This window comes from Longimicrobium sp., assembly GCA_036389795.1.
Lineage (GTDB): Bacteria > Gemmatimonadota > Gemmatimonadetes > Longimicrobiales > Longimicrobiaceae > Longimicrobium.
The window spans coordinates 13,249-29,069 of sequence record DASVWD010000241.1 but is presented as its reverse complement, the minus strand read 5'-3'; the positions used below and the strand labels follow the sequence as shown (position 1 = coordinate 29,069).

The window sequence follows — 15,821 nt, the reverse complement described above, 5'->3', positions numbered from 1 at the left end:
TGGGAAACCCCGGTCTCTCACAGAGGACACAGAGGACACAGAGAACTGCTTTTCCTCCGTGTCCTCTGTGTCCTCTGTGAGAGATTTGCAGTTTTCGGATCTTTGCAGCAGCCTCTATCCCTTCCTGCTGAAGACACGCGCCGGCGCCTCGCCCGGCTCGGGTGCGAACGGGTGCGCGGTGTGCGACGCGTCGTCCACCCACAGGCGCCCGCACGAAGAGCACTGCCACGCCTGGCGGAACATGCCCAGGCTGCGCAGCCGCATGCAGGCGGCCTCCTTCGCCCGCGCGGACGGCCCCGACCGCTCCACCGCCGCGTCCACCTCGTTCCAGAACGCCTCCCAGTCCTGGTCCGCGATGAAGTGCGCCTTGTGGGGGAGGGCGTCTCCGCCGTCGGAGATCAGGTAGCCGCACGCGCACTGGATCTTCATGGGCGAGTTCCGGTGGAGGCATGATGGCGGAGCAATCGACCGGCGCCCCAAGGTCACGCACGCCGGTCCGATCCGCCAGACTCCATGCCTCCCGCACGCCCGCTCGCGACGCGCGCCGGCCCTCCTCCCACGTGCGGTTGAAGCCTCGCCCACACGAAACTCACCCTCGCACCGAAGCTTGTCGGCGAGGCTTTCTGTAGTTGTAGCCGTGGCTTCAGCCGCCTGCGACACCCCGGTTCGCATCATTATCCTCGATCCTCGCCCCTCCTACTCCAGCAGTGGCCCGGCTTCTGCAGGATATCTATTCACACAAACGGTTGACTATTCATGGTTGCGGATATAAATTCTCTCCAATGAATAGGGATTCTGTCCTGCGCGTCGGCGTGCTCGGCGCGTCGGGATACGCCGGAAGGGAGGTGGTCCGCCTCCTGGCGGGACACGGGAAGTGCGAGATCGCCCTGGCTAGCTCCGAATCGGAGGCTGGGGCTTCTCTTTCACGGCTGGCGCGCGGCGCGCCCGACCTGCCGCTGGTGCGGGCCGAAGACGCCCCCCTCCACCGCTGCGACGCGGTGCTCTCGTGCCTGCCGCACGGCGAGTCGGCGCGGTGGGTGAAGGCGGCGCGCGAGGCCGGCGCGAAGGTGGTGGACCTGTCGAACGACCTGCGGGTGGTCGGCCCCGGCACGCCGGAGTGGGGGCGCGGCGCCGTCTACGGCCTCCCCGAGCTGCACCGGGCGCGGATCGCGGGGGCGGAGCTGGTGGCCAACCCGGGGTGCTACCCCACCGCCGCGCTGCTCGCGCTGGCGCCGCTGCTGCGCCGGGGGATGGTCGCCGGGCCGGTGATCGTGGACGCGGCGTCGGGGGTGACGGGGGCGGGGCGCTCGCCGAAGCGCGAGATGCTCTTCGCCGAGGTGGCCGAGGACTACCGCGCCTACTCCGTCGGCAACGTGCACCGGCACCTGGCCGAGATGCGCGACCAGGCGGCGGGGCTGGCGGGGCCCGGCGGGGCGGCGGCGCCGGAGCTGGTCTTCACCCCGCACCTGCTGCCGGTGAAGCGCGGGATCCTGGAGACGATCCACGTCACCCTGCGCGAGCCGCTCCCGGGCGACCCGGCGGAGCTGTGGGAGGCCGACTACGCGGGCGAGCCGTTCGTCGACGTCGTCACCGGCCGGCCGCCCACGCTGGCCGACGTGGTGGGGACCAACCGGGTGGCGCTCGGGGTGGCGGCCGTGGCGGGCGTGGCGGCGCCGATGCTCACCGTGTTCGCGGCCATCGACAACCTGGTGAAGGGCGCGGCCGGGCAGGCCGTGCAGAACCTGAACCTGATGTTCGGCCTCTGCGAGCGGGAAGGGCTGGCGTGAGCGCGGGGGCCGTGGTGGTGAAGGTGGGCGGCCACGAGGTGGACGACCCCGCCTGGCTGGAGCGCCTCGCGCGCGCGGTCGCGGCCCGGGACGGGGGGACGGTGATCGTCCACGGCGGCGGCAAGGAGGTCTCCGCGCTGCAGCGGACCCTGGGCGCCGAGCCGGAGTGGCGCGACGGCCTGCGCGTGACCACGCCGGAGACGATGCGGGTGGTGGCGATGGTCCTCTCCGGGCTGGTGAACAAGCGCATCGTCTCCGCGCTCGTCGGCGCGAAGGTGGACGCGCTGGGGGTCTCGGGCGAGGACGCGGGGCTCATCCAGGCCCGCCCCTCCCACGGCGGCGCGCTGGGGCGCACGGGCGAGGTGGTGGCGGTGCGGGCGGAGCTGCTCTCCGGCTGGCTGGCGCAGGGGCTCACCCCGGTGCTCTCCCCCGTGTCGCGGGGGCCGGACGGCGGGCCGCTCAACGTCAACGCCGACGAGGCCGCCGCCGCGGTGGCGGCGGTGCTGGGGGCCGCGGAGCTCCTCTTCGTCTCCAACGTCGCCGGCGTGCTGGCGGACGGCGCGGTGGTCGGGGAAGTCGCCGCCGAAGAGGTGGAGCGGCTGATCGAGGAAGGGACGGCGGCCGGGGGGATGGCGCCCAAGCTCCGCTTCGCCGCGAAGGCCGCGGCCGCGGTGGGGCGGGTGCGGATCGGCGGGGTGGAGATGCTGGACGACACACGGGCGGGGACCTGCGTCACCGCGGGGGCGCCGCCGCTGGCGAGAAAGGCGCTAGGATGACGACTGCCACGCTGGATGCCACGGGCGCGCTGCTGGAGGTCTACAAGAGGAGCGGCCCCGTGTTCACCGCCGGCCAGGGGTGCCGGCTGATCGACGAGGACGGGCGGGCGTACCTGGACTTCACCGCGGGGATCGCGGTGAACGCGCTGGGCTACGGGCACCCGGCGATCGCCGCGGCGATCCGCGAGGCGCTGGAGGCGGGGCTCATCCACACCTCCAACCTCTTCCACACCCGCCCCGCGGCCGAGCTGGCCGAGTGGCTGGCCGAGCGCTCGTTCGCCGACCGCGTCTTCTTCTGCAACTCGGGGGCGGAGGCCAACGAGGGCGCGCTGAAGTTCGCCCGGCGCTGGGCGCGCGAGCAGGGCGGCGAGCACAAGGCCGAGATCGTCGCCTTCCACGGCGGCTTCCACGGGCGCACGATGGGCGCGCTGGCGGCCACCGACCGCCCCGCCTACCAGGAGCCGTTCCGCCCGCTGATGCCCGGCGTGCGCTTCTGCGACGTGGGCGACACCGCCGGGGCCGACCGGCTGATCCGCGCCGACCGGACGGCGGCCGTCTTCATCGAGCCGGTCCAGGCCGAGGGCGGCGTGCTCCCCGTCCCCCCGGCGTTCCTCAAGACGCTGCGCTACCTGTGCGACGAGGCCGGCGCGCTGCTGGTGTTCGACGAGGTGCAGGTGGGGCTGGGCCGCACGGGGACGCTGTGGGCGCACGAGCAGGCCGGGGTCACGCCGGACCTGATGACGCTGGCCAAGCCGCTCGCCGGCGGCCTGCCGATGGGCGCCGTGCTGCTGACCGAGCGGGTGGCCGCGGCGATCCAGCCGGGCGACCACGCCACGACCTTCGGCGGCGGGCCGCTGGTGGCGAGCGCCGCGCTGGCCGCGGTGCGCACCATCGGCGACCCCGGCTTCCTGGCCGAGGTCCAGCGCAAGTCGCACCTGCTGGCGAACCATCTTCAGCAGCTGGTGACGCGCCATCCGTCCATCAAGGACGTGCGCGGTGCGGGGCTGCTCTGGGGGATCGAGCTGGACGGGCCCGCCGCCCCCGTGGTGGCGCGGGCGCTGGAGGCCGGGCTGCTGCTCTGCACCGCCGGCCCGAACGTGGTGCGCCTGGTCCCGCCGCTGGTGGTGGGCGACGACGAGCTGGCGCAGGCCGTGGACATCCTGGACGAGGTGCTCTGATGATGCTGCTCGAGACCGCTTCTGCCGTGGAGCTGGCCGGCAGGGTGTTCCCGGGGGGCGCCCCGGGGCTCGCGGTGCCCCCCGCCGTGGTCGTCCGCCCGGCCCGCGTGGCCGACATGCTCCAGGTGGAGCCGCTCATCAACGGCTTCGCGAAGCGCGAGCTGATGCTGCCGAAGACGGTCGAGCAGCTGAGCCGCAACTTCCGCGAGTTCGTGGTCGCCGAGCACGAGGGGCGCGTCATCGGCTGCAGCGCGCTCCGGGTCTACACCCCGCAGCTGGCCGAGCTGGGCTCGCTGGCGGTGGACGAGGGCGCGCACGGGCTGGGGGTGGGCCGCAAGCTGGTGACGGCGATCGAGGCCGAGGCGCGCCGCCACGGGATCGGGACGGTGTTCGCGCTCACGCTGCAGGACGTCTTCTTCCACAAGCTGGGCTACCGCACCGTGCCCAAGGAGATGTTCCCGCTGAAGGTGTGGTCGGACTGCCGCAGCTGTCCCAAGCTGCACGCGTGCGACGAGATCGCGGTGGTGAAGGAAGTGATTTAGTCCTTAGTCCTTAGTGCTAAGTGCGAGAGATTCGGAGTGAGTCACTAAGGACTAAGGACTAAAACACTAAGGACTTAGGACTCCCGTAGAACGAGCAGCAGCAACCGTGGACATAAACCGGGGGATCGCGAAGATGCCGAACAACACCATCGTCCTCGCCTACTCGGGCGGCCTCGACACCTCGATCATCGTCCCCTGGCTGAAGGAGAACTACGGCGCCGACGTGGTGTGCGTGGCGGCCGACGTGGGACAGGGCGACGAGCTGGAGGGGCTGCAGGCCAAGGCGCTCGCCTCGGGCGCGAAGGCCTGCTACGTGGAGGACCTGCGCGAGACGTTCCTCACCGAGTTCGTGTGGCCCACGCTGCGCGCCGGCGCCGTCTACGGGCGCAAGTACCTGCTGGGCACCTCGATGGCGCGGCCGATCATCGCCCGGCGGCAGGTGGAGGTGGCGCGGCAGATCGGCGCCGACACGCTGGCGCACGGCTGCACGGGGAAGGGCAACGACCAGGTGCGCTTCGAGCTCACCTACGCCTGCCTGGCCCCCGAGATGAAGGTGGTCGCCCCCTGGCGCGAGTGGGACATCCGCTCCCGCGAGGACGCCCTCGACTACGCCGCCGCGCACGGCGTCCCGGTCGCCGCGACCCGGGAGAAGATCTACTCGCGCGACCGCAACATCTGGCACGTCTCGCACGAGGGCGGGCCGCTGGAGGACCCGGGCTGGGAGCCGACGGAGGACATCTTCCTCCTCACCCGCGCACCGTGGGATGCGCCGGCCAAGCCCGAGTACGTGACCATCACCTTCGACAGCGGCTACCCCGTCGCGGTGGACGGCGAGGCGCTCTCGCCGGTGGCGCTGCTGGAGCGGCTGAACGAGGTGGGCGGGCTGCACGGCGTGGGCCGGGTGGACCTGGTGGAGGACCGCATGGTGGGGATGAAGTCGCGCGGGATCTACGAGACGCCCGGCGGCACGCTCCTCTACCTGGCGCACAGCGAGCTGGAGCAGCTGGTGCTCGACCGGCGCACGCTGGCGCTCAAGGACGCCGTCGCCCCGCGCTACGCGGACCTGGTCTACGAGGGCCGCTGGTGGACGACGGAGCGGGAGGCGATGGACGCGCTGGTGGACGTCACCCAGCGGCGGGTCACGGGCGACGTGCGCCTGAAGCTGTGCATGGGGAGCGCGACCGTTGCCGGCCGCACCAGCCCGTACTCGCTGTACGACGAGCGCTTCGTCACCTTCGGCGAGGACGACGTCTACGACCAGGCCGACGCCGCCGGCTTCATCCGCCTCTTCGCGCTGCCGATGCGCGTGGGCGCGCTGAAGGAGCAGGAGCGCGCCGCGGCGGGGCCGCGGCTGCTGGACGTGGCGGCGGACTGAACGGGAAGTGCCCAGTGCCCAGTGCCCAGTGCCCAGGAAAGGGGCCTCGGCGCGGAGCACTGGGCACTAGAACCTGGGCACTTTTTCGTCTACGCGAGGCACCGATGACCGACACCGCTCTTTCGCTCGCCACGGAGCCGATCCCCGCCCCCCGCCTCTGGGGCGGCCGGTTCGCGGCCGAGCCGGCCCAGGAGATGGACCGGCTCAACCGCTCGCTCCCCGTCGACCGCCGCCTCTGGCGCGAGGATATCGCCGGGAGCCAGGCGTGGGCGGGCGCCATCGCCGCGGCCGGGGTGCTCACCCACGCCGAGTGGCTGGCCCTCTGCGCGGGGCTCGACCGCGTGGCCGCGCGGCTGGAGCGGTGGACGGAGGACGACTGGAAGGCGGCGCCCGACGAGGACGTGCACTCGCTGGTGGAGCGCCTGCTCTACGAGGAGGCGGGCGACGTCGCCGGGAAGCTGCACACCGGCCGCTCGCGCAACGACCAGGTGGCCACCGACTCGCGCCTCTGGGCCTTCGGCGCGGTGGCGCGGCTCGACGCGGCGCTGCGCGACCTGCAGCGCGCCCTGCTGGAGCAGGCGGAGTCGCACCGGGCGACGGTGATGCCGGCGTACACCCACCTGCAGCGCGCGCAGCCCGTGTCCGCCGCGCACTGGCTCCTCTCGCACGCCTGGCCCCTGGCGCGCGACCGCCAGCGGCTGGCCGAGGCGCGCGAGCGCGTGGCCGTGCTCCCGCTCGGCTCGGGCGCCATCGCCGGGTGCCCGTTCCCGGTCGACCGCGTGCTGCTCAAGGAGACGCTCGGCTTCCACGGCGTCTCGGCCAACTCCATCGACGCCGTGGCCGACCGCGACTGGGTGGCGGAGCTGCTGTTCGTGGCCGCGATGGTGGGGGTGCACCTCTCGCGGCTGGCGGAGGACCTGGTGCTCTTCTCCTCGCAGGAGTGGGGCTTCGTGACGCTGTCGGACCGCTTCTCCACCGGTAGCTCGCTGATGCCGCAGAAGCGCAACCCCGACGCCATGGAGCTGGCCCGCGGCAAGGCCGGGCGCCTGATCGGCGGGCTGACCGGGGTGCTGGCGACGCTCAAGGGGCTGCCGTCCGGCTACAACAAGGACCTCCAGGAAGACAAGGAGGCCCTCTTCGACGCCTTCGACACCCTGGAGTCGCTCCTTCCCGCCGTCTCCGGCACGGTGCGGACGATGGAGATCGACGCCGGGCGCTGCCGGGCCGCCGTCGACGCCGCCATGCTGGCCACCGACCTGGCCGACTTCCTGGTGCGCCGCGGCGTGCCCTTCCGCGAGGCGCACGGCACGGTGGGCCGCCTGGTGCGCGCCGCCGAGGAGCTGGGGTGCGGGCTGAACGAGCTGGAGCCGCGCGTCTTCGCCCGCCTGTCGCCGCACTTCGAGGGCGCCGACTTCGCCGCGCTCTTCTCGCCCGAGGCGTCGCTCGCCGCCCGCTCCGGCACCGGCGGCACCGCCCCCGACGCCGTCGCCGGCCAGATCGCCGCGCTCCGGCTGCACCTGTAGATCGAAGCCGGACCGACGTGAGAGCGGGAGCCGCGAGCCACCCTCGCCGCTCCCGCTCTGTTCGTTAGGTGAGATCTGGAAATGTTTCACACGGAATCAAGGGAGTCAGCAGAGTCGTTTCTCCGTTGACTCCCTGGCAGCAATCCGGCACTGCAGGACTAGCCGCGGGTCACCGCCCTGAATGATATCAAACAGCGAGTTGCGCTGCCGGTGCTTGCCGTGCCGACGGCGACGAGTCCCGCGGCGGGTAGCGGCGCACGGCTGGCAAAGCTGCTCGGCATGGCGCTGATCCTGGCGCCGATGGTGTACCGCGCGTTTGTCCGCCGACGCAACGCATCCGCCGCCGGCCCTCTGCGCTTGAGGCCGCGGCTCCGCTCCGGACGCCAGTCCCTCCCGCTCACTGCCGCCTGCCTTCCCGGTGTCCCTTCGACGCGGGTACCAGAATCCTTGCATTTGTGGCTGCTGGGCGCGTATATGCCTGAATCGGCCTTTCCGTATCATCCATCTCTTTCATTGAGGCTCCTTCATGGCAAACGGTACCGGATGGTTCAGCAAGCTGCTGGCAGGCACCGGAGCGCCGGCCCCCGCGGCCGCACCGGACATCCAGGAGCTGATTGACGAGGCGGTGGCGAAGAAGGTCGCGCCGCTCGTCCAGACGCAGGTGACGCACAGCGTCGGGACCGCCGCGACGCAGGAGATGCTGAAGGCGGCGATCGGGCCGATGGTTCAGGGAACCCTGCAGGCGGGGATCGCCGACCACCTTGCGACCTACAAACCGCCGCAGCTCTTCCTGCATTCCGGCGTGCAGAAAGCCGCCCTCACCGCCTTCCCCGGTTTCACGGCCGGAATCGCCCAGGCCGGCTCCCCCCTGCAGCAGCTGCTCAACAACCCGCCCGTCCTGAGCCACTACGCCACCCAGCATAGCGACGGGCGCCGCGTGCCCGTGGTGCTGGCGCTGGTGCGCGACACCAGCGGAAATACCCTGCCGGGAATCGGGCTGCGGCTGGTGGAGCACACGAAGTTCCAGGTGGGCACCGCGGCACGGGACGCAGTCGGCCTGGTGGCGACGATCACGACGACCCTGCCCCACAACCTGGTGGTGGGGGACAGTGTGACCGTCCAGACCGGGGACGCGAGCTTCGACGGCGCGGTCACCGTGATCCCCACCGTTCCCGCCGCGCCGAACACGTTCAGCTACGCGAACCCGGGCCCGCCATCGGTGACGGCCACGTTCGCACCAAGTGCGCAGGCCATCCGCACCAAGCTCGTGGACCTCACCACCACCAACTCCATCGGCCTGGCGCTGCTTCGCTTTCCCACGCGCGCCGCAGGCACCGCCAGCGACGGCGAGGTGTCGCTGCTGGACCTCACGCAGTCGCAGCTGGTTACGGTTCCCGCCACCACGCAGCACGTGCTGGTGGAGTTCATCGTCCCGAGTCTTCCGACCTCGCTGCTTCCCACGATCGACAACCCGCTGGAGCGCCTGCCGAGCGACTTCACCGTGGAGCTGTGCGAGGACGTCACGCGCCTGATGGGCCGCCTTCCCGACCCCGTCCTGGGCAACCTGGCGGCGCCCGACGACTTTCGCTCCGGGCGCACGCGTCTGGTGCGGCGGCTCACCGTCCCGCGCATCAGCGTGGGGGCGGACGTGAAGTCCATCGCCCGTGCGGGGGCCGTGGCCGTCGCCACCATCGTCACGGAGACGCCCCACGGCCTGGCGCCCGGCGACAAAGTGAGCATCGGCGGCACGGCCGACGCCAGCTTCCACGGCACCTTCACCGTCACCGCGGTCCCCTCGCCCACCACCTTCACCTACGCGAACCAGGGAGGGGACGTCCTGCCCACCGCTTCCACGGGCCTGGCGCGGCGCAACCCGCCCCGGCGCTACCTGGTGCGGTTACGGCAGGAGTGGATGCTGCTGGGATACACGCTGGGCGAGATCACCGCGGTGGACGCGCTGGACCCGGGAAAGATCGTGCAGGACGTGGTGCGCACGGCCGAGCAGGCGGCGGAGCGCGTGACCGAGTCGGTGGACCAGGCCACCGCGCTGGCACAGGAACTGGTGCGCAACGTGATGAACCAGGCCTCCAGCGTGGACACGCTGCTCGACGTGGCCACCCGCTCGGAAACCCGGGTGAGCGCCAGCGGCTTCGGCAGGCTGGGCGGGAAAGGGGTCGGCAGGCTGGGAGGCGTGCTGGGATCCGTGGGCGCGGCGATCGGCGGGCTTTTCGGGGGCAGTTCCGGCGCCGAGCTGGGGGTCCGCACCGGGGCCGGCCTCTTTGCCGGGGCCAACACCACCAGCCGGGTGAACACCTCGCTGCAGGTGAACTCGCTGCTGCAGACGGCCCGTTCCGAGGTGAACCGCACGGTGCGCATGGCGTCCAGCGCGCTGCGCGACCTGCAGACCACGGCGGCGCGGCAGGTGGGGCAGGTGTCGCCGCTGCTGTCGCGCGTCTCCAACCTGCTGCACTGGACGGTGTACGAGAACTATGCCGTGAGCACGCACGTGGAGGACGTGGTGGAGGTGACCAGCGTGCGCGTCGCCGCACCGGCGCAGGGCCCGCTGCAGCCGCTGTTCACGGACGAAGAGATCGCCTTCGAGTACCGCCGGCTCTTCGAGCCGGCCCTGCTGGAGCCGCGGCTGGCCCCGCACTTCGACGTGCTGGGGAACGCCGTCGTCAACCGGCTGGCGGGCGGCGCGCCCATCTCGGCGGTGCACGTGGCCGTCGACTACTCCGCGACGCTCTTCGAAGCCGACCTGAGCATCGCCATCGGCGACCAGACCGTGACGGTGCGCCTCACCCCGGGCGCGGGAAGCGTCCGCCGCTGGCTGGCGATCACCCCCACCCTTCCCGGCGTGCTGGGGGAGGTGGACCTCTCCCTGAGCCTTCGTCCGCCCGTGTTGCCGCTGTCGCTGCTGGGGTCCAACCTCGGTCAGATCTTTGCCAGCGCCAGGGTGACGGTGAACCAGCTCCGCTTCTGGTTCGGCGGATCGCCCGCGACGGCGCCGGAGCAGACGGAGACCTTCGCGACGGGGCTGGAGGTGACGGTGGCCGCGCCCAACGCCACCCAGAAGCGCGAGCTGAACCCCAATCCGCAGTTCATCGACACGTCTCACAACCCGCTGTTTCGCCACATCAACCGCAACCGCACCTACTACTTCGGCATCCTGGCGCAGGAGGCGCAGGCGTCCCCCGCCCTGCGCGACGACGCCCCGGAGCTGGCCAACTTCGATGGCGACCATGCGCTGTGGCGGCTTCCCATCGTGGGCTTCGAGGGCGACCGCGCCCTGGTGATCTCCGACGTGCGGCCCGACGACCCCGACGCGGCCAACCTGCTGGCGGACGTGGGCGCCGCGACCATCGTGCAGCTCGCGGCGCCGGGCGCGTACGGCGAAGCGCTCAAGGGGCTGCTGACGCTGCTGAACGTGGACCCCGACAAGCTGGTGGACGAGGCCAGCCTCATCCACCCGTCGCTCCTGCCGGTGCCGCCGGGCGTGGCGGTACCGGGCGGAGTGGGCGGACTGGGGGGAATCGGACCTGCCGGCCCCCCGGGACCGATTGGACCGATCGGTCCAATCGGCCCGCAGGGGCTCGCCGGCGTGCCCGGGGCTGCCGGTGTGCCCGGTCTGCCCGGTGTGCCGGGGGTGCCTGGGGCTGCCGGTCTGCCCGGTCTGCCCGGTCTGCCGGGGGTGCCCGGTCCCATCGGTCCCTAGGGGCCCAGCCTCTGAAGCGTCTTCGCCCGCCTGTCGCCGCACTTCGAGGGCGCCGACTTCGCCGCGCTCTTCTCGCCCGAGGCGTCGCTGGCCGCGCGTTCCGGCACCGGCGGCACCGCCCCCGACGCCGTCGCCGGCCAGATCGCCGCGCTCCGGCTGCACCTGTAGATCGAAGCCGGACCGACGTGAGAGCGGGAGCCGCGAGTCACCCTCGCCGCTCCCGCTCTGTTCATTGTTCCGTTCGCTGTCATTCTGAGGCCCGGCCACACGGAACCGGCATCGGCACGAATGACCGCAGGGCCGAAGAATCTTCTCACCTTGGCAGGTGGGTTGGGCGCGGCAGCGGCACGGATGCCCGCCAGGCACATCCCCCGATCGGCCTGTCGTTCAGCCGAATCCGGATGAAACAACCTGGCGATCGAGGGATGAAGCGCAGTCGCCATCCGTGCCGCTGCCGCGCCCCACCTACGTGGCGGCGGCTGGTAGATCCTTCGGCCCTGCGATCATTCCAGCATTTTGCTGGCGCTGTGTGATTGGGCCTCAGGATGACAGCCAGCACCGGCTGATCATCCGGTCTTCATCAATCCGCCCGCAACGCCACCAGGGGGTCCACCCGGGTCGCCCGCCGCGCGGGGAGCCAGCTCGCCAGCAGCCCCGCGGCGGCCACCCGGAGCGCACTCCGACCGCGATCAGCACCGCCCCCTGGCCCAGCACCAGCCGCAGCACCGCCCCGCTTCGGTACCCCGGCTCCGGGTCCATCCTCTAAAGGCGGGGTGCTCGTCGGCGCCGGGACGCGAGCACGGCACACCCGCCGCACCAGCGGATTCGACCGCATCTCGGTCCACTCGTCCACGCCGTAGCCCTGAAGCACGACGCTGTCCGCCCGGACGTACGCGACGCGTCCCAGCCGCACCCGAGAGCGCCGGCAGTCGAAGGCGAAGTGATTCAGGGAGTAGTCGAAGGGAGTGTTCTCGATCGTCAGGGAGAGGCGGGATACGACCTTGACCCACGCATAGCGGAGCGTATCCACCGCCTGCACGGTCTGTGGATCGAGCAGGTACTGCTCTCCCAGAAGGGTCGAATAGACGTGAGTGAAGCGGGAAGCCGGCTCCAGCGGCGGGAGCGGGGCCGGGACGGGAGGGGCTGAGCCGCGGACCCAGGCGGGTGGGAAGTCCTGCGCCCCCCCGACGCCGTTGAATGTGCCCGCCGGCGCCGCCGCGCAGACGGCCGCCACGGTGGAAGCACCGACGCTCGAATCTGCCGGCTCCGTCCAGCGTCCATTCGAGCCCGTCTCCCAGATCACCCGACCGCCGGCCACGTTGGCGCCGTGGACCGTCTCGAACCGCCGCTCGGGACAGGAATAGCGGTTCCGCTGGAACTGGTGCTCGTACGACGGCTTCCCCGCGCCGCCAGCGGTGCGGGGCGTGACCCGTACCCATGCCAGCCGGTACCGGCCCTCCGGAATGACGGACCCTAGATCCACCGCGTGGACGTGATCCGCGGACGCCGCCACCCGGGTCCAGCGGCTATCCGGCAGACTCAGCGGCACGGGCTGCGGCCCGGTGTTCTCCGGGCACCGGGCCACCGGGCGCAGCAGAGAGATGGTCAGCGAACGGGTGGCACCCGTGCCGGCAGACCCCACCGACAGCGTCGTGCCCCCGGACCCCGCCCGGCACTCGACGAAGCGCGCCACCCCCGTGGTATCGTCCTTCAGGAGGGTGAACCCCGGCAGTACCCGCGACAGCTCCGCAACGAGAGACCCGGCGCGGCGATCGAGAGACGCCGGGGGTTCGGGATCCATCACGGCAACGTAGCGGGTCCCCTCGGGCGAGGTCTCGACCCGCGCCATGCGGGCTTCCGGGAAGAGGTACGTACTGGAGCGGACTCCCGGGCCCAGGCTATCGACGCCGGTGATGTCCTCGAAGCGACGCTCGGACGAGCCGACCAGGAACCGGAAGTGATCGGCCAGGGGCGCGCTGGGCGCCGGCTGAGCGGCCACCGGGGCGGACATGAGCAGGAGGAGGAATGCAGCGTATCGCACGGGTGATCGAATGAAGGGCCGGGGGTGGCCGGGGCGGCTCCGGAAAATACGACGGGCGCCCGGTAGGCCGCCCCCGTCAGCTCGTTCCGGAAACCCCGGGTTCCAGCGTCGTCCGGGTCGCCGACTTTTTTCTACGCCAACAGCCGCGCCCCCGAATCGCTGTGGCAAGGATAATGTACATACGCCCCGAACGCCAAATTTTTCCGGATCGGTATCAATCCGCCCGCAGGGCCACCAGCGGGTCCACCCGGGTCGCCCGCCGCGCGGGGAGCCAGCTCGCCAGCAGCCCCGCGGCGGCCACCAGGAGCGGCACGGCCACGAAGGTGAGCGGGTCGGTGGCGCTCAGGCCGTACAGCATCCCCGCCAGCACGCGGCTGGCCGCCAGCGCGCCCGCGAGCCCCACCGCCACGCCCGCCGCGACCAGCGCCGCCCCCTGGCCCAGCACCAGCCGCAGCACCGCGGCGCGCTCCGCCCCCAGCGCCATGCGCACCCCGATCTCCCGCGTGCGCTGGCTCACCGAGTAGGCGAGCAGGCCGTACACGCCCACCGCCGCCAGCACCAGCCCCACCACCCCGAACAGCCCGATCAGCCACGCCGCGATCCGCTGCGGCACCAGCGCGGCGCCCGTCATGGCCGCCATCGGCATCGGCGCGCCGAGCGGCAGGTCGGGGTCCAGCGCGCGCAGCTCGCGGCGCAGCGCCCCCAGTGCCGCGCCCTCCGCGCCCGGCGCGGCCCGCACGTGCAGCGTTACCCGCTCGCTGTACACCTGCCCCGCGGGGACGTAGAGGAACGCGCGGGGCTCCTCGCGGATCGACTCGTACTTCCCGTCCGGCACCACCCCCACCACCTCCGCCTCCATGCCGTTGGCCTGCATCCGCTGCCCCACCGGGCTCCGGCCGGGCCACAGCCTTTCTCCCAGCGTGCGGTTGATCACCACCACCGGCGGCGCGCCCGTGCGGTCCCGGTCGGTGAACGTGCGGCCGGCCAGCAGGGGGATCCCCAGCGTGCGGAAGTACTCGCCGTCCACCGCGTTGAAGCCCGCGGCCGCCGTGTCGCCGCCCTCCGCCGGGCGCACCCGCGTCTCGTCCCACTCCCCCGAGAGCGGCACCATCGTTGCCAGCCCGGCCGCCAGCACCCCCGGCGTGGCGCGGACGCGCTCCAGCAGCTCGCGCTGCAGCCGCTGCCCACGCTCCGCGTCGTAGCCGTGCGCGCCCAGGTCCAGCGACGCCACCACCACCCCGTCGGGGTCGAACCCCGTGTCCACCGCCAGCGCCCGCTGCAGCGCCCGCACGAAGAGCCCCGCCGACAGCAGCAGCAGGAGCGACATGGCGAGCTGCCCCACCACGAACGCGCCCCGCAGCCGGCCGCGGCGCCCGCCCCGGGGGCTCCCCTCCTTGAGCGCCGGCACCAGCGAGGGTCGCGACGCCGCCACCGCCGGCGCCAGCCCGAAGACGAGCCCCGTCACCAGCGACACGGAGAGCGCGAAGGCCAGCACCCGCAGGTCGACGGGGAAGTCGAGCGACACCTGCACCGGGAGCGGCAGGCGCACGCCGCGCAGCAGGCGCACGGCCCACACCGCCAGCAGGGTCCCGCCCGCCCCGCCCAACAGGAAGAGCACCACGCTCTCGGTGAGGAGCTGCCGCACCAGCCGCCCCCGCCCCGCGCCGATCGCCAGCCGGATGGCGATCTCGCGCTGGCGGGCCGCGGCGCGCGCCAGCAGCATCCCCGCCACGTTGGTGCTGGCGATCAGCATCACCAGCGCCGCCGTGGCCAGCAGCAGCGACATGAACAGGGTGGCCGCGCCGCGCGCCTGGGGGGGCACCCCCGTCAGCGGCTGCAGCCGCGCGCCGCGGTTGGGGCTGGCGGAGGGAAACTCGGGCGGGACCGAGCGCAGCGCCGCGTCGAGCGCGGCTTCCGTCCCCTCGCGCGTGACCCCCGGCCGCCGCCGGCCGATGAGGTTGAGCCAGGTGTGCCCCCCGCGCTCGCGCGCCAGCGAGCGCCCCGGGTGCAGGAGCTCGTACGCCGAGACCGGCACCCACACGTCGGCGCTCACCCCCACGATCGTCCCCCCGAACCCCTCCGGCGCCACGCCGACCACGGTGAACGGCGCGCGGTTGAGCCGCACCGTCCGCCCCACCACCCCCGGGTCGCCCCCGAAGCGGCGCCGCCAGAACGCGTGGCTGATCACCACCGCCGGGCTCGCCCCCACCGGCTCCTCCGCCGGGCCGAACAGCCGCCCCAGCGCCGGGCGCACGCCCAGCACGCCGAAGTAGTTGTCCGACGCGTCCACCCCCAGCACCACCTCCGCCTGGTCGCCGGCGCGGAAGGAGACCTCGCCGTAGTGCGCGGCGGCCACGTCCAGCGCGCGGGCGCCCGCCGCGCGCACCTCGCGGTAGAACGGGTACGACACGCCCCCCGCCAGCGAGCCGTCGCCCTCCTCCACCCGCAGCGTCACCAGCCCGCCGGGCTCCGCCACCGGGAGCGGGCGCAGCAGCACCGTGTCCACCGCGCTGAAGATCACCGTGGTCGCGCCCGTCCCCAGCGCCAGCGCCAGCACCGCGGCCGCCGTGAAGCCGGGGTTGGCCAGGAGCGAGCGCGCGGTGAAGCGGAGGTCCTGGGCCAGGCCGTCCAGCCAGTCCGCCCGGCGGGAGCGCCGCTCCAGGCGCGCGTCCATGTCGCGGCAGAAGCGGCGCGCCTCCTCCAGGTCGCCGAACTCGCGGCGCGCCTGGGCCAGGGCCGCCTCGCGCTCCATCCCGCCGCGCGCCAGCTCGTCGGCGCGCATGTCCAGGTGGAACTGGAGCTCCTCGTCCACCTCGGCGCCGATGTCGGCGCGCGTGCGCCAGGGGAGGCGGAAGACGCGGCGGACGCCCGGGATGCGCGGCAT

The 15,821-nt window shown here is 72.7% G+C and carries 10 protein-coding genes; 7 read left to right on the top strand and 3 right to left on the bottom strand.

Annotated features, from left to right (window positions below):
• Positions 1–114 precede the first annotated feature (114 nt).
• Positions 115–429 carry a hypothetical protein gene (locus VF746_28370; protein HEX8696367.1) on the bottom strand — a complete coding sequence of 105 codons (315 nt, stop codon included), beginning with the start codon at positions 427–429 and terminating at the stop codon, positions 115–117.
• Positions 430–782: 353 nt separating this feature from the next.
• Between VF746_28370 and argC the strand changes: the two genes are divergently transcribed.
• The 7 genes from argC (at position 783) to VF746_28335 (ending at position 10,896) form a co-directional block, all read left to right on the top strand.
• Positions 783–1,787: an N-acetyl-gamma-glutamyl-phosphate reductase gene (argC, locus tag VF746_28365; protein HEX8696366.1), complete on the top strand. Its 1,005-nt coding sequence runs from the start codon at positions 783–785 to the stop codon at positions 1,785–1,787.
• Positions 1,784–2,563, top strand: a complete 780-nt coding sequence (gene argB / locus VF746_28360) for an acetylglutamate kinase (protein ID HEX8696365.1) — start codon at positions 1,784–1,786, stop codon at positions 2,561–2,563. Before argC ends, argB begins: the two co-directional genes overlap by 4 nt.
• Positions 2,560–3,741, top strand: coding sequence for an acetylornithine/succinylornithine family transaminase (locus tag VF746_28355; GenBank protein HEX8696364.1), 1,182 nt, complete (start codon positions 2,560–2,562; stop codon positions 3,739–3,741). The genes argB and VF746_28355 overlap by 4 nt, the downstream gene beginning before the upstream one ends.
• Positions 3,741–4,283 carry an N-acetyltransferase gene (locus VF746_28350; protein ID HEX8696363.1) on the top strand — a complete coding sequence of 181 codons (543 nt, stop codon included), beginning with the start codon at positions 3,741–3,743 and terminating at the stop codon, positions 4,281–4,283. Before VF746_28355 ends, VF746_28350 begins: the two co-directional genes overlap by 1 nt.
• Positions 4,284–4,416: 133 nt before the next feature.
• On the top strand, positions 4,417–5,658 hold the full coding sequence (locus tag VF746_28345; GenBank protein HEX8696362.1) for an argininosuccinate synthase: 1,242 nt from the start codon (positions 4,417–4,419) through the stop codon (positions 5,656–5,658).
• A gap of 104 nt (positions 5,659–5,762) precedes the next feature.
• The gene (gene argH, locus VF746_28340) at positions 5,763–7,181 is read left to right on the top strand and encodes an argininosuccinate lyase (GenBank protein HEX8696361.1); all 1,419 of its coding nucleotides are present in this window, start codon (positions 5,763–5,765) and stop codon (positions 7,179–7,181) included.
• 526 nt (positions 7,182–7,707) lie between these two features.
• A complete protein-coding gene (locus VF746_28335; GenBank protein HEX8696360.1) occupies positions 7,708–10,896 on the top strand; it encodes a hypothetical protein in 3,189 nt (1,062 codons plus the stop codon).
• A 580-nt stretch (positions 10,897–11,476) separates the two neighbouring features.
• Here the strand turns inward: VF746_28335 and VF746_28330 are convergent.
• Both VF746_28330 and VF746_28325 read right to left on the bottom strand, forming a co-directional pair.
• Positions 11,477–12,937 carry a surface-adhesin E family protein gene (locus VF746_28330; GenBank protein ID HEX8696359.1) on the bottom strand — a complete coding sequence of 487 codons (1,461 nt, stop codon included), beginning with the start codon at positions 12,935–12,937 and terminating at the stop codon, positions 11,477–11,479.
• A 214-nt stretch (positions 12,938–13,151) separates the two neighbouring features.
• Positions 13,152–15,821 (bottom strand): ABC transporter permease, encoded by a 2,670-nt coding sequence (locus VF746_28325; GenBank protein ID HEX8696358.1) that lies wholly within the window; start codon positions 15,819–15,821, stop codon positions 13,152–13,154.